Source organism: Salinispora pacifica DSM 45544 (genome assembly GCF_000378845.1).
GTDB lineage: Bacteria > Actinomycetota > Actinomycetes > Mycobacteriales > Micromonosporaceae > Micromonospora > Micromonospora pacifica.
In genome coordinates this window covers 3,891,029-3,910,362 of sequence record NZ_KB905359.1, presented here as the reverse complement: position 1 = coordinate 3,910,362, position 19,334 = coordinate 3,891,029, and the positions used below count along the sequence as shown (strand labels likewise).

General features: G+C 69.3%; 19 protein-coding genes and 3 tRNA genes. 5 read left to right on the top strand and 17 right to left on the bottom strand.

Features of this window, described 5'->3' with window-relative positions:
• Window positions 1–41 precede the first annotated feature (41 nt).
• From rplK to SALPAC3_RS28420, 11 genes are all read right to left on the bottom strand, one after another.
• Window positions 42–473, bottom strand: a complete 432-nt coding sequence (gene rplK / locus SALPAC3_RS0117870) for a 50S ribosomal protein L11 (RefSeq protein ID WP_018222569.1) — start codon at window positions 471–473, stop codon at window positions 42–44.
• Between the two features lie 193 nt (window positions 474–666).
• Complete coding sequence (nusG, locus tag SALPAC3_RS0117865) at window positions 667–1,395, bottom strand: transcription termination/antitermination protein NusG (protein WP_018217074.1); 729 nt, start codon at window positions 1,393–1,395, stop codon at window positions 667–669.
• A 38-nt stretch (window positions 1,396–1,433) separates the two neighbouring features.
• Window positions 1,434–1,811 (bottom strand): preprotein translocase subunit SecE, encoded by a 378-nt coding sequence (gene secE / locus SALPAC3_RS0117860; RefSeq protein WP_018222568.1) that lies wholly within the window; start codon window positions 1,809–1,811, stop codon window positions 1,434–1,436.
• Between the two features lie 210 nt (window positions 1,812–2,021).
• A tRNA-Trp gene (locus SALPAC3_RS0117855) sits at window positions 2,022–2,094 on the bottom strand.
• 125 nt (window positions 2,095–2,219) lie between these two features.
• Window positions 2,220–2,612 (bottom strand): MaoC family dehydratase, encoded by a 393-nt coding sequence (locus tag SALPAC3_RS0117850; RefSeq protein ID WP_018222567.1) that lies wholly within the window; start codon window positions 2,610–2,612, stop codon window positions 2,220–2,222.
• 1 nt (window position 2,613) lies between these two features.
• Window positions 2,614–3,060 (bottom strand): MaoC family dehydratase N-terminal domain-containing protein, encoded by a 447-nt coding sequence (locus SALPAC3_RS0117845; RefSeq protein ID WP_018222566.1) that lies wholly within the window; start codon window positions 3,058–3,060, stop codon window positions 2,614–2,616.
• Between the two features lie 112 nt (window positions 3,061–3,172).
• Window positions 3,173–3,340 (bottom strand): 50S ribosomal protein L33, encoded by a 168-nt coding sequence (gene rpmG, locus SALPAC3_RS0117840; protein WP_012184342.1) that lies wholly within the window; start codon window positions 3,338–3,340, stop codon window positions 3,173–3,175.
• A gap of 133 nt (window positions 3,341–3,473) precedes the next feature.
• Window positions 3,474–3,546, bottom strand: a tRNA-Met gene (locus SALPAC3_RS0117835).
• Between the two features lie 24 nt (window positions 3,547–3,570).
• Window positions 3,571–3,643 (bottom strand) — tRNA-Thr (locus SALPAC3_RS0117830).
• Window positions 3,644–3,735: 92 nt separating this feature from the next.
• Window positions 3,736–6,264: a putative bifunctional diguanylate cyclase/phosphodiesterase gene (locus SALPAC3_RS0117825; RefSeq protein ID WP_026185687.1), complete on the bottom strand. Its 2,529-nt coding sequence runs from the start codon at window positions 6,262–6,264 to the stop codon at window positions 3,736–3,738.
• A gap of 27 nt (window positions 6,265–6,291) precedes the next feature.
• Entirely contained in the window at window positions 6,292–6,444 is a 153-nt protein-coding gene (locus tag SALPAC3_RS28420) for a hypothetical protein (protein ID WP_196230318.1), read from the bottom strand.
• 226 nt (window positions 6,445–6,670) lie between these two features.
• Here SALPAC3_RS28420 and SALPAC3_RS0117820 point away from each other — a divergent pair, with 226 nt between their 5' ends.
• Window positions 6,671–7,123, top strand: coding sequence for a hypothetical protein (locus SALPAC3_RS0117820; protein WP_018222564.1), 453 nt, complete (start codon window positions 6,671–6,673; stop codon window positions 7,121–7,123).
• Window positions 7,124–7,164: 41 nt separating this feature from the next.
• Here the strand turns inward: SALPAC3_RS0117820 and SALPAC3_RS0117815 are convergent, their stop codons facing one another.
• Entirely contained in the window at window positions 7,165–8,418 is a 1,254-nt protein-coding gene (locus SALPAC3_RS0117815; RefSeq protein WP_018222563.1) for an MFS transporter, read from the bottom strand.
• A 67-nt stretch (window positions 8,419–8,485) separates the two neighbouring features.
• On the opposite strand from SALPAC3_RS0117815, the gene SALPAC3_RS0117810 reads away from it, so the two are divergent.
• The gene (locus tag SALPAC3_RS0117810) at window positions 8,486–9,379 is read left to right on the top strand and encodes a 1,4-dihydroxy-6-naphtoate synthase (RefSeq protein ID WP_018222562.1); all 894 of its coding nucleotides are present in this window, start codon (window positions 8,486–8,488) and stop codon (window positions 9,377–9,379) included.
• Here the strand turns inward: SALPAC3_RS0117810 and SALPAC3_RS0117805 are convergent.
• Window positions 9,340–9,726, bottom strand: coding sequence for a cold-shock protein (locus tag SALPAC3_RS0117805; RefSeq protein ID WP_026185686.1), 387 nt, complete (start codon window positions 9,724–9,726; stop codon window positions 9,340–9,342). The genes SALPAC3_RS0117810 and SALPAC3_RS0117805 overlap by 40 nt on opposite strands.
• A 208-nt stretch (window positions 9,727–9,934) precedes the next feature.
• Between SALPAC3_RS0117805 and SALPAC3_RS0117800 the strand changes: the two genes are divergently transcribed.
• On the top strand, window positions 9,935–12,397 hold the full coding sequence (locus SALPAC3_RS0117800; RefSeq protein WP_018222560.1) for a helicase-associated domain-containing protein: 2,463 nt from the start codon (window positions 9,935–9,937) through the stop codon (window positions 12,395–12,397).
• 46 nt (window positions 12,398–12,443) lie between these two features.
• Here the strand turns inward: SALPAC3_RS0117800 and SALPAC3_RS0117795 are convergent, their stop codons facing one another.
• Window positions 12,444–12,680: a hypothetical protein gene (locus SALPAC3_RS0117795; protein ID WP_018222559.1), complete on the bottom strand. Its 237-nt coding sequence runs from the start codon at window positions 12,678–12,680 to the stop codon at window positions 12,444–12,446.
• A 421-nt stretch (window positions 12,681–13,101) separates the two neighbouring features.
• Between SALPAC3_RS0117795 and SALPAC3_RS0117790 the strand changes: the two genes are divergently transcribed.
• The gene (locus tag SALPAC3_RS0117790; RefSeq protein ID WP_026185685.1) at window positions 13,102–14,781 is read left to right on the top strand and encodes a DNA repair helicase XPB; all 1,680 of its coding nucleotides are present in this window, start codon (window positions 13,102–13,104) and stop codon (window positions 14,779–14,781) included.
• Between the two features lie 157 nt (window positions 14,782–14,938).
• Here SALPAC3_RS0117790 and SALPAC3_RS0117785 read toward each other — a convergent pair whose 3' ends face one another.
• From SALPAC3_RS0117785 to SALPAC3_RS0117775, 3 genes are all read right to left on the bottom strand, one after another.
• A complete protein-coding gene (locus SALPAC3_RS0117785; protein ID WP_026185684.1) occupies window positions 14,939–15,850 on the bottom strand; it encodes an SCO4651 family lipoprotein in 912 nt (303 codons plus the stop codon).
• Window positions 15,851–16,035: 185 nt separating this feature from the next.
• The gene (locus tag SALPAC3_RS0117780) at window positions 16,036–17,301 is read right to left on the bottom strand and encodes a zinc ribbon domain-containing protein (protein WP_026185683.1); all 1,266 of its coding nucleotides are present in this window, start codon (window positions 17,299–17,301) and stop codon (window positions 16,036–16,038) included.
• Between the two features lie 21 nt (window positions 17,302–17,322).
• Window positions 17,323–18,636 (bottom strand): M48 family metalloprotease, encoded by a 1,314-nt coding sequence (locus SALPAC3_RS0117775; RefSeq protein ID WP_026185682.1) that lies wholly within the window; start codon window positions 18,634–18,636, stop codon window positions 17,323–17,325.
• Window positions 18,637–18,944: 308 nt separating this feature from the next.
• Between SALPAC3_RS0117775 and SALPAC3_RS0117765 the strand changes: the two genes are divergently transcribed.
• Window positions 18,945–19,319 carry a VOC family protein gene (locus SALPAC3_RS0117765; RefSeq protein WP_026185681.1) on the top strand — a complete coding sequence of 125 codons (375 nt, stop codon included), beginning with the start codon at window positions 18,945–18,947 and terminating at the stop codon, window positions 19,317–19,319.
• Window positions 19,320–19,334 lie beyond the last annotated feature (15 nt).

Here is a 19,334-nt window from a genome sequence, read left to right as displayed (position 1 = left end):
CGCGAGCCCTCCCACAAACGGGATCGGCGGGTCGGCGTGGGTCAGTCGACGACGTTCAGGCCCATCGACCGGGCGGTACCGGCGATGATCTTCTCGGCCTGGTCGAGGTCCTTGGCGTTGAGGTCAGCCATCTTCTTCTCGGCGATCTCCCGCAGCTGAGCGCGGCTGACCTGGCCGACCTTCTCCAGGTGCGGGACGCCCGAGCCCTTCGCCACACCAGCGGCCTTGATCAGCAGTCGGGCGGCGGGCGGGGTCTTCAGCACGAAGGTGAACGTGCGGTCCTCGTAGACGCTGATCTCGGCGGGGACGATGTCGCCCCGCTGGGACTCGGTCTGGGCGTTGTAGGACTTGCAGAACTCCATGATGTTCACACCGTGCTGACCCAGCGCGGGGCCAACCGGCGGCGCCGGGGTGGCCTGGCCCGCCGGCAGCTGAAGCGTGAACGTCTTGACGAGCTTCTTCTTCGGAGGCATGTCACTTCCTGGGACGTGAAACGGGAATTCGCACCGCCAGTCGGGGCATGCACGGTCAGCATGCCGCGTAGACGGCGACGTTCTAGGGTAGCGCACGCCGACTGCCGGCCTTCCGGGGTCCGGCTGCCAGCCGCCCTGGCCAGAAACGAGTACGTCGGCGGTGGGTAGCTACCCACCGCCGACGTACTGAAGATCAGATCTTGGCGACCTGGTTGAAGTTCAGCTCCACCGGCGTCTCTCGACCGAAGATCGACACCAACACCTTGAGCTTCTGCTGGTCGGCGTTGATCTCGCTGATCGTCGCCGGCAGGGAGGCGAAGGCACCGTCGGTGACGGTGACCGAGTCGCCGACCTCGAAGTCGAGGACCTTGACCTCGGGCTTCGCCTTCTTCTCCACGGCCTCGACCGCTGGCGCCAGCCACTTCAACACCTCGTCGAGGCTCAGCGGCGCCGGCCGGTCGGCCCGGTCGGTGGCGCCCACGAAGCCGGTCACCCCAGGCGTGTTCCGCACGCAGGAGTACGACTCCGCGGTGAGCTCCATTCGCACCAGGATGTAGCCGGGGAAGACCTTGGCCTGGATCTGGGAACGCTTGCCGTTCTTGACCTCGACCTCATCCCGGGTCGGCACCTCGACCTGGTAGATGTAGTCCTCCATGTCGAGGGAGGTGATCCGGGTCTCAAGGTTGGTCTTGACCTTGTTCTCGTAGCCGGCGTACGAGTGCACCACATACCAGTCGCCCGGCGCGTAGCGCAGCTTCTGCCGCAGCTCGGCGACCGGGTCGAACTCGTTCTCCTCGGCCGGCTCGCTGGCGCTGGCGGAGAGCTCCGGCTCGCTGGCGGCCTCAACCGACATGTCACCAGCCGCCGTCGCGACCGTGGACTGCTCGTCCACAGGCTCGGCGGTCTCGTCGTACTCAGGCACGCTTGCTCACTTCCGTCACTATCAGCACAGTCAGCCGGTCAGCTGGGGTTACCGAAGACCCACAGCACACCCTCGGCGAAGGCGAGGTCCAGGCCAGCCACGATCGCCAGCATCACGGCGACGAACACGATCACCACGGAGGCGTAGGTCAACAGCTCCTTGCGCGTCGGCCAGATGACCTTACGCAGCTCAGCCACGACCTCGCGGATGAATCGCGCAACTCGACCGATCGGGCCAACCCTGTCACCCTGGGCACGGCTTTTCGGCCGGTCAACCGACTCGGCCCGAGACGAGCCGCTCGCGCTCTCACCCCGGGAGGCCGACTCATCGTCGGCGCCGGCATCGCCGGCAGCGTCGAGCTCGCCGTCCAGACGCTCGTCGTCGGCATCCTCGCCGCGCCGCTTGTTGTCGGCCACATCGCCCTCCGTCGCGGGATGTCGGTTCGCACGCCGTCACAGCATACGCGGCGTCTGGTCACGCCGGCCGGCCCGACCGTCCGCGACGGGCCGTAGCCAGCGGTCCGAACTTGGGGCCCGAGTGCCTCGGAGCCGCCCTGCCGATACCACCACCACGGGCCGGACGCCGCCGGCGACGACGCGACCCACGAAACGATCAGGCCTGAGGCGCAGGGGTGACAGGACTTGAACCTGCAGCCTGCGGTTTTGGAGACCGCTGCTCTGCCAATTGAGCTACACCCCTATGCGGCGGACGTCACCTCACCCCGCCAAAACGGCCGGGCAGGGTCACGTGCCCCACGGCGGACCAGTGTACGGGTAGTGGCACGACTTTCCCAACCGGTCCGCCCCCGGCACGTCAAAGATCGGTCAGCCAGACGTCCGGATGGTCGCCCTCGCCTGTGACAACACCTTCTCCCCGCCGCAGGTCGCGGTGATGTCGATCCTGGTCAAGCCCGCATCGGTGACCTCCCGAACCGCCGCCGTCACCTCGATCTCGGTGCCCTGCTCATCGTCTGGGACAACGACCGGCCGGGTGAATCGGACCCCGTAGTCGACCACCGCGTCGGCAGCGCCGGCCCACTCGGCGACGGCCCGGCCCACCAACGCCATCGTGAACATCCCGTGGGCGATCACGCCGGGCAGCCCGACCGAGGTCGCGATCCGGTCGCTCCAATGGATCGGGTTGAAGTCTCCCGAGGCGCCCGCGTAGCGGATCAGGTCCGCCCGGGTTACCTGGAATGTCTTGGTCGGCAGCTCCATCTCAGCCCTCCCCCCGTACGACAATCTTCGACCAGACGGTGACCACCGACTCACCTTCCGGCGTGGTGACCTCGGTGCGGGTGGTCAGGAACCCGTGCCCGCCGCGGGTGCGGACCTCCTCGATGGTGTTGACGCAGACCAGCTCGTCCCCCGCCACAACCGGGCGGGTGTAGGCGAAGCGCTGATCACCGTGGACGACCCGGCTGTAGTCGACGCCGAGGTCCGGATCCGCCACGATCTGATGGGTGGCGGCCATGGTGACCACGACCGGAAAGGTCGGCGGGGCGACCACGTCCGGATGGCCGAGCGCACGAGCGGCGATCGGGTCGTGATGGGCCGGTTCGGTAGCGCCGATCGCGGTCGCGAACTCACGAATCTTCTCTCGGCCCACCTGATAGGGGGCGGTCGGCGGGTAGGTCCGGCCGACGAAGGAGGGGTCCAGGGACATGCCGCGAACCTACACGCAGAACACGGCCGCCGACCCACCCGACCGGCGGCGGTAGAGCCACACGGGTCGGCGGATCGGCGACCGTGGATAGATCAGCGGCGGACCGCCAGGATCAGCGGGTCTCGCGGTGGATCGTGTGCCGGCCGTCCCGCGGGCAGAACTTCTTCAGCTCGATACGGTCCGGGTCGTTACGCCGGTTCTTGCGCGTGATGTAGTTGCGCTCCTTGCACTCCACACACGCCAAAGTGATCTTCGGCCGGACATCGGTCGCCTTCGCCACGGCGGAGTGCCTTCCTCGTAAATGGGTGACAACTACGGACGCATCAGCCTACGCGCTAAGCACGTGGACATGCAAAGCGGGCGCCGAAGGCGCCCGTCCCATCATCCGCCGGGTGAGGCCCGATGGACGAAAGTAGCGGTGGCCGGACTTGAACCGGCGACACAGCGATTATGAGCCGCTTGCTCTGCCACCTGAGCTACACCGCCGGGTGGGTCCAGCCGGACCCTCTGAGCCCCCTTACGGAATCGAACCGTAGACCTTCTCCTTACCATGGAGACGCTCTGCCGACTGAGCTAAGGGGGCCTGCGCGACCACTCGGTGGCCGTGCAGAGGTAAGCGTACACGGCGGGATCGCGGAGCTGAAATCGGATCCCCCGGTGGCCGGTGAGCCCAGCTCACGGCACGACCCGCAGCCGCGGCGGCTCCCCCGCGGCCGCTGTTCCCGACTCCAGTTGGGCGCCGAACCACGCCTCCAGCCGCTCATAGGGCAACGGACGGCTGAACAGGAACCCCTGCCCGTACTCACACCCGATGTCCTGGAGAAGCTCCAGGGTCAACTCGCTCTCCACCCCCTCGGCCACCACGGCGAGGCCGAACTGCTGGGAGAGCGTCACCACCGCGTTGACGATGGCCAGGTCACCTGGGTCGGTCGCCATCCCCTGCACAAACCGGTGATCAACCTTCACCTCGTGCACGGGGAGCCGGCGCAGGTGGGCAAGCGACGAGTTACCCGTACCGAAGTCATCCACCGACAGGCGGACGCCCAGATCACGCAGGCGCCGCAGGGTCGGAATGGGGCGGTCGGTGCCGTCCAGCACCCCGGACTCCCGGATCTCCAACGTGAGCCGCTGCGGCGGCACCCCGTACTCCCCGAGCAGTTCCCGCACCCGCTCCGGGAAGTGCTGGTCGGTCAGCGTACGCGGGGAGAGGTTGACCGCGACGGAGAGCGGGTGACCCCCGGGCGCCCAGTCACGGCTAAGCCGTAGCCCCTCCCGGAGCACAAACTCGGTGAGCCGCCCCAGCTGACCGGTGTACTCCGCAACCGCCACGAAGTCCTCCGGCGAGACCGCCCCGTGGGCCCGGTCCTCCCAGCGGGCAAGGCACTCGACGCCCACCAACCGCCGGTCGGGCAGGGTGACCTTGGGCTGGAAATACACCTCCAGCTCCCCGTTGGCCAGGGCCCGCCGCAGGTCGCCGGCGAGACCGAGCCGCCGCAGCGACCGGGACTCCAACGCCGGGTGGAACAGCTGGACGTTCCCGGGCGCGGACTGGGCTGCCCGGACGGCCAGGTCGACCCGTTGCAGCAGCGCGGCAGACCCCTCGCCATGTTCCGGGTGCACGGCGACACCCACCGCCGTATCCACGTCGAGGGTCAGCCCGTCAAAGGTCACCACGGCCCGGATCTGCTCCCGCATCCGCGCCGCCAGTTCCAGGGCCGCAGTCGACCCCGCCAGCCGGAGGGTCACCAGAAACGCGTCCCCGCCGACCCGTCCCACCAGTGCCGAGGACGGCGCGCAGGACCGAAGCCGCGCGGCGACCTGGACCAACACCTTGTCCCCGGCAGCCCGCCCGAGAGACTCGTTGACCTCCCGGAGTCGATCAACCGAGAAGAGCAGCAGCGCCACCACCTCACCCGGCGCCCGGATCTTCACCGCCTCGTCCAGCGCCTCGGTGACCCGCCGCCGGTTGGGCAGCTTGGTAAGCGTGTCGTGGTAGGCGTCGTGCCGCAGTCGGTCAACCAGCCGGGAATTCTCGAGCGCGACCGCGGTGTGCGCGGCGACGGTCTCGAAGACAGGGACATCATCCGGCGTAAAGCGACCTCCTTCGCTGAGCCGGTTGACGACCTCCAGGGTGCCGATCACCGCCGGACCCGACCGTAACGGGACGACGATCACGTCCTTCACCCCGTGGCCGACCAGGTCCCCCCAAGCGTCAGCGGAGTCCGGGAGGGCTCGCCCAACGGCGAGGGTCAAACCGGATTCCCGGACCTGTTCCCGCAGGTCGGCTGGGGTGGGTGCGACATCGAGCAGGCCCCGGTCGCCCATCCGAGCGCTGAGCAGCACCTCGGGAAACCGCCCCTGCGCGGGGAGCCACAGGGTCGCGTACTCGGCCTGCATCAGGGCTCGGATCCGGCCCAACAGCTGGTCGGCGACGGCGCCCTCCCGGCCGCCCTCGGTCATCGCCCGAGTCAGCTCGTACATGCTGCTCAACGTGCGGTGCTGCCGGAGGAACTGCGCATACGAGCGGTAGACCACCACCATCGCAACGGCCAGCACGGCAATCAACAGCACTGACCACCAGGTCGACTCCAGCGCCAGCAACAGGATCAGGCTGATCGCCACGTTGATGGAGTTGACCACCAGCGGCACCGGGGACCTGCGGAACAACTCCCAGCCCGCCTGCCAGCCGTGGAGCAGACTCACCACACCACTGATCGCGATCAGGGAGACAACCGAGTTCACGGTGACCGCGGCGAACAGGACCGCCCAGGTCCGGGGCCCCACTCCGTCCACACCCGAGAGCCCGACCAGGACCACGCCACCCAGCGAGGCCGCCGCGCCCTTGCAGGCCACGTTGAACCAGACCTTCACCGCGCCGAGCCGACGCCAGAGCAGCCCGACCAGGGTGGACAGGACGATGAGCACCACGACCGTAAAGGGCGGCAGGTAGTAGAACGCCAGCACGAGTGGAATCTCGGTGACGACCACCTCGAGCGCCTCCCGGCGCACGACGATCTGCAGGACCCCGGCACCAGCCGCGATCATCACGACGAGCAGGGCAGCGGCGATAGCCAGGTCACCGGGGGGCGGCTCGGCTGCGAGCGCCAGGAAGATGCTCCCAAAGACCGCGACTATCGCCAGCGGGGCGATGATCAGCCAGACCTGCTCGGTGGTCCTACGCACCGGCGGTGGACTGCCTGACATTCCGCCCCCTGGTTGACGGTGCGGACGCTACCTGCCTACCGCGATGCCCGCCTCCACGGCTGAGGCGGTCCAAATAAAGTCGGCGAGCTGCACACCCGAGTCCAGGGCCAGAAGGCCACCGAGCGCGGCCAATACCGCGAAGGTGAGGGCACTTCGCCAGCGACGTGACAGTCCAGACATCGGTGAGCTCCTGCCGGGAGGGGATCCGCGAAAGTTGCCGGTGCCACGATGGTGCCATACGTGAATCCGCCGGCAAAGCCGACGGGGACGGTTCTAGAAAACGACATGCCCGGGCAAAAGTAACCTTTTGCCAGTACAGCGGGAATGGTCCTGACCTACTTCAATCTGCCGCGAATCTCGACGCAGCAACTGGGTACGGTTCCACCGTTCGTGGGTAATCGATCACATGTCAAACAAGGACAGATCGGTAGACGCGGAACACGCTCGGCCAGCAGGGGTCGATGACGCCACCGTCGAAGCACTGGGCGGCTTGAGCGAGGCGTTGGAGACAGCCCACCGGGCGCGTGGTCACCTGTATTCGGCACACCAGCTCATCGGGGAAGCAGATCTCACCCTCGACCGGGTGGTACGGCTGCTCCGCGAGGCCGGGCACGACGACACGGCCGACCGGGTCGAGCACGAGCTGCTGGGCCGCAACGTGCTACCCGGACGATGGACATTCCAGGTCGTGGAGGAGTTCGACGACGGCTACCACGCCACGTTCCAGGAGATCGAGCGGGACGCACGGGAGCGCCTGGCCGGTGGGCGGCGGCACATCTACGAGGCGGAGATGAAGCAGCGGCGCCGTACCCACGGGTTGCGGGGGCACGAGGCCACGCCGGAGGCGGGAACTCCGTAACGTGGCCTGGTAGCGCGGCTCGGGCAGCGCCACGCGATCATTCATCGATCGACCGGGACCGTCGTGAGCCCGACCCGAGTGGTGCGTAGCGGCGCGGACCGGAGCGCCAGCAGCCCGGCGCCGCTGGTGGCCACCGCGCAGATCACCACCGCCACCACCGCACCACGGTGTTCGACGACGGTGCCGAGCACGTTGAGCATGACCAACGAGGCCAGGCTCTGCACCAGGGTCAGCAGGGCCTGAATACGGGACAGGTGCGTCTCCGGGGTCGTCCCCAGGATCAGGGGCCCGATGTGCGCGGCGAAGAGACCACTCCCGAGTCCCAGCACCACCGCCGCGCCGAGGGCTACAGCGGCGGTCGGTGCGAGCGCCAACCCGAGCACGCCAACGCTCGCTGTCAACAGGCCCCAGGCGGAGAGGAGACCGGGCCGGCCGAGCGGGCCTCGGCGCGCGACAGCCAAGGTGACGACCAGCATGCCGACGCTCTGCGCCCCAAGGATGAGACCGGCAGCCTCCGCTCCCCAGCCTTCCGCCCGCGCGAGCAGCGGGACCAGTAACGACAGCACCGGGAGCAGGAACGCCGCCGCGGCCCCGGTCATCGTCAACCCGGGACGCAGGAGCGGATCCCGGAAGCCGACGCGGAGGCTGTCGAAGGCGTCGCGGACAACCCCGCTGCCCGCCGGCGGTGGCGGGCCACCGTACCGCGGCCGGATGACGATCAGCAGCATCAGTACCGCGGCGAAGGTCACCGCGTTGACCAGGGCGGCCCCCGCCAGCCCGGCCAACCCGACGAGAACCCCGCCGAGCGGACCGCCGCCCACGGCCACCAGCTGACCGCCGGCCTGGCGTAGCGCCAGGGCCCGCGGCAGTTGGTCCGGGTTGACCAGCCGTCGCGGCATTGAACCGGACGCTGGCAGATAGAAGGCGTCGGCGACCCCCACAGCAACCCCGGCGGTGAGCAACAACCAGGGCGGCGCGCCAAGATGGTAGGCCGCTGCCGCCAGGGCGACCGAGAAGACGAGCATCGCCGCATCGCCGGCGATGAGCACTCGGCGTGCGCTCACCCGATCCCCGACCGCCCCACCGATCAGGAGCAGCAGCACCCGCGGCAGCGTGATGGCGGTGAGCACCAGACCGGCGATGGCACCGCCATGCGCACTCGCCTGCCAACCGAGGGCAAAGTAGAACAACGAGTTACCCAGCAGCGAGGCGAGGATCCCGACGAGCCAGAGCAGGTACGAGGTGGGCAGTTGGGGCCTCCGGCGGCGAGGACGCGGATCTGGACCACCGGACAATGCCGGATCTTGGCCGTTGCCACAAGGCCGGCCAGGAACGGCCGTACCGCGGGGCTACCGTAGGTGCGTGACGCTCTCGCTGGCGATCTCGCCCTGCCCCAACGACACGTTCGTCTTCCACTCGCTGGTGCACGGGCAGGTCCCCGGCGCCCCCGCGGTCACGGTGACCTACGCCGACGTGGACGTGACCAACACGGCCGCCGAGCGGGGCGCCTTCGACCTGGTGAAGGTGAGCTACGCGGCGCTACCGTGGCTGCTCGACGACTACCACCTCCTGCCCTGCGGTGGAGCACTCGGCCGGGGATGCGGACCCCTGGTGCTTACCCGACCCGACCCGACGCTCGCCCCTGCTGCGGCACCCGAGGGCTCAGGCAGCCGGGTGACCGGGACCCCGGACCGGGCCGACCTCACCGGGGCCACGGTTGCGGTACCCGGTGACCGGACCACGGCCTACCTGCTCTTCCGGCTCTGGTCAGCCGGGCGGCCACCCGCCCGGATCGAGGTGGTCCCGTTCCACGAGATCATGCCGGGGGTCGCCGCCGGCCGATACGACGCCGGCCTGGTGATCCACGAGGCCCGGTTCACCTACCCCCGGCACGGGCTGACCGCCCTGGTTGACCTGGGCGAGTGGTGGGAGGCCGACACCGGCCTCCCGATCCCGCTCGGCGCGATTCTCGCCCGCCGCGGCAGCGTGGATCCCGAGGCCGCCACCGGATGGATCCGGGAGTCGGTCCACCGCGCCTGGGCGGACCCGGCGGCCAGCCACGACTATGTACTGAGGCACGCGCAGGAGATGGAGCCCGACGTGGTCAAGCAGCACATCGACCTCTACGTGAACGAGTTCACCGCCGACCTGGGCGCAGCCGGGTACGCCGCCGTCAACGCGCTGCTGGGCCGGGCCGCCGACGCCGGCCTGGTGCCTCAGACCTCCAACTCACGGGCGACCGCGTGGACCAGCTGAGCGATCTTCTGCGCGGTCTTCCGGTCCGGGAACCGGCCACGGCGTAGGTTCGGCTGCACCTTCGCCTCCAGAACTTTGATCATGTCTTCGACGAGGCCGTGCAGCTCCTCCGCCGGGCGACGACGCAGCTCCGCCACCGACTGTGGGGCCTCCAACAGCTTGACCCCCATCGCCTGGGTGCCCCGGCGGCTGTCGACCACGCTGAAGTCGACCCGCTGCCCACCCTTGAGTTCGGTGACACCTGCCGGAAGCGCCGCCTTGGGCAGGAACACGTCGCCGCCCTCGTCACTGGTGACGAACCCGTATCCCTTGGTCGCGTCGTACCACTTCACTCGACCCGTCGGCACTTGAAAACCTCTGCTTCACTCACGACGTCTACTGCTCTAAGGCTAGCCGGACCGCGGCGTTGGGCGCCGCTGGGAATCCAGTGAGATCATCGCGCACCGGCGCCACCCCGGCCGCGGCTGCCACGGGTACGGCCGTCACCGATGCGGTGGGGGCGACTGGCCGACCGAGGGGCGGAGCGGGCACCCGTCGGGCTAGCGTGGAAAGACGATGACCAACTCACTCGCCGACCACCTGCGTGCGCTGCCCGACCAGGCGCTCGCGGCCCTGCTCCAGCAGCGGCCGGACCTGGTCGTACCGGTCCCCACCGACCTCGCCGCGCTCGCCATCCGAGCCCAGTCCCGGGTATCGGTGGCCCGCGTGCTGGACAGCCTGGACCGGTTCACGCTTCAGGTCCTCGACGCCGCCCGGCTCACCCGCGACGCAGCGGCCGACACGACCAGCCTCGACGTGATCCTCGCCATGGCCGCGGCCAACGCCCGCCCGCCCGACCCGGCCGCCGTCCGCGAAGCGGTGCGACTGCTCCGATCCCGTCTGCTGTTGTACGGACCCGACGAACACCTACATGTGATCGGCGGCATCGACGAAATCTCCCCGTACCCCGCGGGGCTGGGCCGGCCGGCAGCGGAGCTGGACTCGCGGGCGGCGGCCCTCTGCGCGGACCCGGCGAAGCTGCGGCGCACCCTGCTCTCGGCCCCGCCGTCGGCGCGGGCCATCCTCGATCGGCTCGCCGCCGGTCCGCCGGTCGGCAGCGTGCCACCGGGGGCGTTGCAGGCCCCGCCCCTGGGCGCCGAGGATGTCCTGCCGCCGGACCCCACGAACGGCGGCCCACCCACCGGCTCACCGGTGCGCTGGCTGGTTGACCACCGGCTCCTGGTTTCGGTCACCACCGGTGGGGGCGGCCGGCCCGGGACTGTCGAGCTGCCCCGGGAGGTGGGGCTCCTGCTCCGCCGGGACACCGGCACGCTCGGACCCATGCCCACCGACCCGCCACAGGTCGCGGCCCCACCCCGGGAACCGAAGGCGGTCGACTCAGCCGGGGCCGGCCAGACCATGGAGGTGGTCCGCCAAGCCGAGGCGCTGCTGGAACAGCTCGCCGCGGAGCCGGCCTCGGTGCTTCGCTCCGGCGGCCTGGGCGTCCGCGACCTGCGCCGGCTGGCCCGCGCCCTCGGCCTGGACGAACCGACCGCCGCGCTGCTGCTGGAGACGGCGCACGCCGCCGGACTGACCGGGGAGCTGGAGGCGCCCGGGATCGCCGCGCCCCGGGCCGGCGCCGAGCAGCAGGTGCTGCCGAGCGCCGGGTACGAGGCCTGGCGCGCCGGTTCGCTGGCGCAACGGTGGGAGCAGCTGGCCCGGGCCTGGCTGACGATGACCCGACAACCCGGGCTGGTCGGCCAACGCGACGACCGGGACCGCCCGATCACGGTGCTCTCCCCCGAGGCGGAACGCGCTGGGGCGCCGATCGGCCGGCAGACGGCGCTCGGTGTCCTCGCCGACCTGGAGCCGGCGACCGCACCCACCCCGGACGAGGTGTTGGAGCTGCTGGACTGGCGAGCGCCCCGGCGCAGCCGGGGACGGGAGGCGGCACACCGGGAGGTGCTGACCGAAGCGGCCACGCTGGGCGTGACCGGGCTGGGGGCGCTCACCTCGTACGGGCGGCTACTGCTCGCCGCCACCGCCGGCGAGCAGCGGGACGCGGACGACCCGCTGGGCCTGCACGCCGACGGCGAGCCGTCAACGGCGGTACGGGCGCTGGACGGGCTGCTACCCGCCCCGGTTGACCACTTCCTGGTGCAGGCCGATCTGACCGTCGTCGTACCCGGACCGGCTGACCCGACCCTCGCCGCCGAACTGGACGTGGTGGCCGAGCACGAGTCGGCCGGTGGGGCCAGCGTGCACCGGGTGACCCCGGCGAGTGTCCGGCGGGCGCTGGACGCCGGCTACTCGGCAGACGACCTACACGGGCTGTTCGCCCGGCGATCGCGGACCCCGGTGCCGCAGGGGCTCACCTACCTGGTCGACGACGTCGCCCGCCGGCACGGCGGGCTGCGGGTCGGCGCCACCGGGGCGTACCTACGCAGCGACGATGAGGCGCTGCTGGGCGAGGTACTCGCCGACCGCCGGTTGGAGGTGCTGGCGCTCCGCCGGCTCGCGCCGACCGTGCTCGTCACTCCGGGCCCGGTCAACCGGATGCTCGCCACGCTGCGCGAGGCTGGCTACGCGCCGGTGCCCGAGGACACCACCGGTGCGGCGGTACTCACCCGGCCCAGGACCCGCCGGGCACCGGCGCGCTCGCCGGGCACCGCCGCCCGAATCGTTGACCCGGCCACCGCCCCGAGGCTCCCGATGCCCCGGCTCCTCGGCATGGTCGAGCAGATCCGGCGGGGCGACGCCGCCACCCGGGCCGCGCAGCGGGCACCGGCGTCGCTCCGCGGCCAGGAGGGCGCCGGAACCGCGCACCGCCACACCGACGCGCTGGCCGTACTCCAGCAGGCGGTTCGGGACAAGGCGCTGGTCTGGGTGGGGTATGTCGACGCACACGGGGCGACCGCCTCCCGGCTGGTCCGGCCGGTGTCGATCGGGGCGGGTTACCTACGGGCGGAAGACGAGCGAACCGAGATGCTGCACACCTTCGCCCTACACCGGGTGGCAGCAGCGGTGCTGGCGGACTGAACGCCGCGACGGGTCAGCGCCGGTCGCGCGGGAAGAGGACGACAGGTCAGCGCCGGTCACGGCGGAACGTGCCGACCACCGCGACCACCAGCAGCAGACCGAACGCCGTACCGGCGGTCTCGCCGACCGAGTCCACGAGGCCCTGCCGCTGCACCAGCAGACCAAACAGGAACCAACCGAACAGGAGCACCCCGCCAGCCACGTAGGCGACCATGGTGCCGGCGGAGACGGGCGGATCGGGTCTCCGCGGCGTCTCGGTCATCACGTCCTGGTCGACGGTCATTCCGCCCTCCCCGCCATCGACGAACCTGGAGGATCCAGGGTGACACTCACCGTGGCTGTGGGCCAGCACCACCACCGGCCGGTCCGGCCCGGGCGTTGCGCCCGCCCCCGTTGGCGGCTCCGCCGCCCCGACCGACGCGGGCCCCCCGACCCCGCCGCCCTCGGCCGCGGATCGAACGCGTACGCACCGGCGCCGACCAGCGTGACGACCGTGCGGGCACGGTCCGGAAGGCGGCCCGGAAGCAGGAACGTGAGACCCACCCGCATTAGTCGTCACCCTGCAAGACGTACCAGTGCCCCGCCAGGTTGCATGCGCGCCCAAAAATCCTGCCTCCGATGCGGGGCGTGTAACACTGGATGGTCGTCCCGTGGCCTTTGCCCGGCACGACGGCCGGCATCCGAAGATCAAGAGAGGCGCTCACGTGAGTGGTGGACCCCTGATCGTGCAGTCGGACAAGACCCTGCTGTTGGAGATCGAGCATCCCGATTCGCAGGCCTGCCGGTTGGCGATCGCGCCGTTCGCCGAGTTGGAACGCTCACCGGAGCACGTACACACGTACCGGCTGACCCCGCTGGGCCTGTGGAACGCCCGGGCTGCCGGGCACGACGCCGAGGGCGTCGTCAACGCGCTGATCACGTACAGCCGCTATCCGGTGCCACATGCCCTGCTGGTCGACGTGGCCGAGACGATGGACCGGTATGGCCGGCTGCAACTGATCAACGACCCGGCGCACGGCCTGGTGCTGCGGGCCGTGGATCGGGTGGTGCTGATCGAGGTCGCCAAGAGCAAGAAGCTCGCCGGGATGCTCGGCACGAAGCTCGACGACGACACCATCGCGGTGCATCCGTCCGAGCGCGGCCGGCTCAAGCAGGCGCTGCTCAAGCTCGGCTGGCCGGCCGAGGACCTAGCCGGGTACGTCAATGGTGAGGCCCACCCGATCGAGTTGGCCGAGGCTGGCGGGGACGGCGGAAAGCCGTGGACGCTGCGCTCCTACCAGCGGGAGGCGGTGGAGGCGTTCTGGGCCGGCGGGTCGGGCGTGGTGGTGCTGCCCTGCGGTGCGGGGAAGACCCTGGTCGGGGCGGCGGCGATGGCCGAGGCGAAGGCGACCACGCTGATCCTGGTGACGAATACGGTGGCGGGGCGGCAGTGGAAGCGGGAGTTGGTGGCCCGTACGTCGCTGACCGAGGCGGAGATCGGCGAGTACTCGGGGGAGCGCAAGGAGATCCGTCCGGTCACCATCGCCACGTACCAGGTGTTGACGTCCCGACGCGGTGGCGCCTTCACCCACCTGGACCTGTTCGGGGCACGCGACTGGGGTCTGGTCGTCTACGACGAGGTTCACCTGCTGCCCGCACCGATCTTCCGGTTCACCGCCGACCTGCAGGCCCGTCGCCGGCTGGGGCTGACCGCCACCCTGGTTCGCGAGGACGGTCGGGAGGGGGACGTGTTCAGCCTGATCGGTCCGAAGCGGTATGACGCACCGTGGAAGGACATCGAACAGCAGGGCTGGATCGCCCCGGCCCGGTGCACCGAGGTACGGGTGACGCTCACCGAGGCCGAGCGGATGGCGTACGCGACGGCGGAGGCCGAGGAGCGCTACCGGATGGCGGCGACCACCCGGACCAAGCTGCCGGTGGTGAAGGCGCTGCTCGACCGACACCCGGGCGAGCAGACCCTGGTGATTGGCGGGTACATCGACCAGCTGCACCAGCTGGGGGAATATCTGGACGCGCCGATCGTGCAGGGGTCAACCACGAACCGGGAGCGGGAGCGGCTCTTCGACGCGTTCCGCTCCGGTGAGCTGCGGACCCTGGTGATCTCGAAGGTGGGTAACTTCTCGATCGATCTGCCGGAGGCGGCGGTGGCGGTCCAGGTGTCGGGCACGTTCGGCTCCCGGCAGGAGGAGGCGCAGCGGCTCGGTCGGGTGCTCCGGCCCAAGGCCGACGGCCGGCAGGCGCACTTCTACACGGTGGTGTCCCGGGACACGATCGACACCGAGTACGCCGCCCACCGGCAACGCTTCCTCGCCGAGCAGGGGTACGCCTACACGATCGTGGACGCCGACGATGTCCTCGGCCCCTCGCTCCCCTCGGTCGACTGACGCCGCAGGGCGCTCGCCGACAGTCTGGCGGGGTGGACCGCTGGCGGGTCCGGGCCAGGGTTGACTGTCGCGCCCCCCGGGGCAGGGGCCACAACGACTCCGCCCGGCCGGGGAGCCCGGCCGGGCGGAGTACTACGATCAGCTAGGACGATCCCGTTCAGTTGCCAGCGGGGAGGTCTTCGAGCTCCTTCAGGGCGTCCTCAAGGTCCTTGTCGATGTCCGCCAAGGATTCCTCAAGGTCCTTGTCGATGTCCGCGAAGGCGTCCTCAAGGTCCTTAAAGGCATCCTCCAGGTCGACAACATCCGCTGCCGGCGGCGCCTCGATCTGCGCGGGCTCGTTGTAGTCGTAGTAGTCAACCGTCGTCACGCCCGCCGTGCCGAGGTCCGAGCGGAACCGACGGAGGAGGTACTCTTCGTCGATCCAGATATCGACCGTTACTTCGGTTACACCGAGAGTGTCCCCCGCAGCCAACAGGTCCGAGGAATCAACTGACCCCTCCGGTTGTGCCTCGGCGAGCTCCTCGGGGGTGGTGGTGACGGTGTACTGGACCGTGCGGATCCCATCCACCGTATCCTCACCCACGACGGTGACGCCCTCCAACTCCAGCAGCGCCTCGATCTGCTGGGATGGGTTGGATTCCTGCAACATCTGATCCACGCCCATATCACCTATGGGCGATGAGCTGAGGTCGAACTTGGTCCAGCGCTTATCGCCGTAGAGCTCCCGATCCTCCGCGGAATTCTCCGTATACATCGCGGAGTCAACCATGCGGATGCTGATGGGGTCGCCAAGAACGTCGCCGACCATCTCGAAGCTGACCGAGTCACGGAAGTCTATCGTCATCTGCATCTCAGAATCTGCGGCGCCTCCCGAGGTAACCACGTCCGCTCGCACCGTTTCGGTTTCCTTGGCCTTGTCGGCCGCCGCTTGAAGCGAGCCAGGGACGTCATCGGTGAGCCGCTCCAGCGCACCCGGCTCTCCCTCGGAGTCGTCCGGTCCGCAGGCAGTCATCGAAACCGCCGTAACGGCCGCGACTGCCAGGGCGCTCAACTTTTTCCAACGTGACATGTGAAGCCACTCCCCCGGGAGGCAAATCTAGGTCGACTGGCCACAGTAACCCAGCCCGTCAAGCCGGACAAGCCCCTTTCGGACCACCTGCCCGGCAACGACAGGGACGGCGAATCAGCACATTCCCGACCCACGCAATGTTGGCAACGCGAAGACAAAACCGCATCATCCACGCTGAACTAATTCTAGTAAGGGTCGTAGTCGAAGGTCACCTGACCACCGATCAAGCTGGCCCAACCGGTGACGGAGAAGCGGATGTCGTAATCCATCTCCACCCCGCCGTAGCCGACCCATGCCACGTTGACACGTCCCGTCCAACCGGTGACGCTGACCTGACCCTCATAGATATCGAATTCGAGCTCCGGATACGTTTCGATCGCCCATTGCACAGATTGTGAAGAATCGACCGCGGTCCAGGAGAAGGGGCAGTCCTCCGGCGACGGGTCGGTGCTCTCAGCACAGTTGTCAAGGTATGCCTTCACCTGACTTTCGACCGCGCTGCGCGCCGAGTCCCGGACCGTTGGCCGTAGCCTCGCCTCACGCGGTCTCAGCAGGCCAACCTCCGCAAACACCAGCTCGGCCCGGAGTAGTGGGTCGTCAGCCACTCTCACCTCATGGACACCAGGGAAGACGCGTGCCGTCGCGTACCCCTCGCGCACTGGCACCACCTGCCCGTTGATGAGCACGCTCGGACTGTTCTGCCAGGCCGACACGGTCAGCTCATTAACCCCGCCGTAGATCAACCAGCCATCCAGAACACCAAGTTCCTTCCGCTTCTGCCGGTGCAGATACAGCACTTCCCGATAGGTACGGTCGCCCACCCGGTACGTGACGCCGGCCAACCGCCAGTCAGCCCGGTCCGCCCCGGCCGGAGCGCCCACCAGCTGGATCTCGTTCGGCACCTCGATCGAGGTGACTTCCGCCGACGCCGGCGGCTGGTAGGACTCGTTCAGGGGGATCAACGGTAGCTTCCCGGGATCGTTCGGACCGTCCCCGGACGGCTCCTCCAGGAGGGAACGCGCGGCGGCGAAGTCCCGCTCGGAGAGCGCGGAGAAGTACTCCGCCACCACCCGCTCGGGGGTGTAGAAGACGCTCTGGACCGCGTAGAGGCCGGCAATACCGGCCAACAGCACGGCCAGACCGACGCCGGTGAGCCGATAGAGCCAGCGATTGGGGTTGCGCACCTCGGCGAACGCGGTGGGCGGCGGCAACGGGGCAGCTGGGTCGGTGCCGGGCTGCGGCGCCGTCGCCGCCTCACCGGCGGGCGTCGGCGACAACTGCCCCAGCCGCTGCCCACAGGCGGGGCAGAACCGCGCGTCCACCCCGGTGGGACGGTGGCAGGTGGAGCACTCCTGCGTCTGCTCGGCGGCCGGGAGACCACATCGCAGGCACCCCTGCTGGCCCGGAAGGAGCACGGTCCGACACTTCGCGCAGGCCTGAATCGTCGTCATCGCTGTCTCTCCGCCGTTGGCTCAGTCACGGGATGAGCTGGACACGACCACCGGAAGCGGACGTGCCGGCGAGTCTCGGTCGGGCAGCGGATAGTCAACACCGGGTGCCTCGGCTCGCTCCAAACGCAGCTCACTCGGGGGGTGGTTGGCGCAGACAGCGAGTTCCCACCCATTGCGGGCCCCGTCGAAACCTCCCTGGACCCGGCTCAACACCTGCCGCAGCCCGAGGTGGTGCCCCGCCCAGATCGCGCCCTGGTCGGCGAGGTATTCGGCGGCTCGGTTCCCCGCCGCCTGCATCGGCATGACGAAGTACCGGACAGTCAGCAGGAGCGGCCAGGCGCTGAGCGCCAGGACGAGGGAGAGGATCGGGTGCCGGAACTTCCGTCGCAGCCACGTGACCAACGCGTAGGCGAGGTAGAGCGGCAGGCCAAGCCCACGCACGAAGAGGCCGGACACCGGGTCGGCGTTGCGCCAGTGCGTCAGCTCGTGGCACAGCACCGCGGCGATCGGCTCGGGCGCGTAGTCGAACTCGTCGAGCAGTCCGCGGCTGATCACCACGTGTCGAGTACCGCTGACCGCGTGCGGATCGTGGCTGTCATCGATGAGCAGCTTCGGGTGCGCGTCGAGCTGCAGCCGCGTCGCGCAGTCGACCAGGATCGGCTGGAGCAGTTCCCTTTCTCGACGGCTTGGTTCGCGGTAGCCGGCAGCCCGGAACCGCCATCCTTCGGTAGCGATTCCGTAGCTGGTGTAGAGCAGGCTCAGGAGAATCGCGACGATGGTCTGGGCGACGAAGTAGCCGACGGCATAGCCCGGCTCGGTGGTGACCAGAGACCACGGCACGAACAAGCCGCCGACGAACCCGGCCAGGCAGCCGAGCAGCACGCCGACCAGAAGGCCGAGCACACCGCCCACCTGAAGCGCGGCGCCGCTGAGTACCGAACCGAGCAGGGGAACCTCGGTGAGGAAATCGGGGCCGGATTCATTGCCACTGGTGAACCCACCGAGGTAGCCAGCTATCCCGCCGTACACGATTCCCAAACCGCCGATGAACACGGCGAGCGGCAGGTTGAACCAGGCGGCGATGAACGCGCCGAGCGCACCACGCCGGTCCCGGAACGCGCCGGTCACCAGCCAGGAGACGAAGGTCGGATAGCCAGGAGGACGGGTGAAGAGCCGTTGCCCCCGGGTCGGCTGGACATTGTGCGGCGGGACGGAGATCGGCTGCGCCGGCCGCTGGCCGGGCACCTCCGCTCCGGTTGGCTGCGGCGACGGAGTGCCGCACTCGCACTCACCCTTTGCCGGATCAATATAATTGCCGCAGTTCGCGCACTGCACCGTCGACTCCCAGAAACCTCGTCGTTAAATCCGAACGGATTGTTGCACGGACGACGGCCGGGCGATGACCCGCCGTTCCGGGAACTGCGAGGAACGCGATCGAATCGGTGCCCGATTTCACCGCCCTGCGCTACTTCACCCGCTATGACGCCGGCAACGGCCGACCCACGAATTTTCACCCGGTGCGTTAGACATACGGGCGGCCTTCGCGCTGGGTAACTTTCGGGCTGGCCGCATTCGACGGCGAGACGGCGTGGATGGGGTTCGCGTCCACGAGTTGGTCGTACCCGCCGGGCATGATCTGGTGCATGACCGATTCTGTGACTCACCGACAGCACGCCATCGACTACATTGAGTTCGCCGTCACCGACCTCGCGGAGGCGAAACGGTTTTACGGCGAGGCCTTCGGCTGGGAGTTCACCGACTACGGGCCGGAATACGCCGGCATCCGCAGCCCGCACGGCGAGTCCGCACCGGAGGTGGGCGGGCTGCGGCAGGACCCGCAGGTGCGGGCGGGCGGCCCACTGGTCGTGCTGTTCTCGACCGCCCTGGAAAAGTCGGTCCAGGCGGTGACCGAGGCCGGCGGCACCGTGGTCAACGGCCCCTACGACTTCCCGGGCGGGCGTCGGTTCCACTTCACCGACCCAAGCGGCAACGAGCTGGCCGTCTGGGCCGAGGCGTAACGACCACCGGAGAGG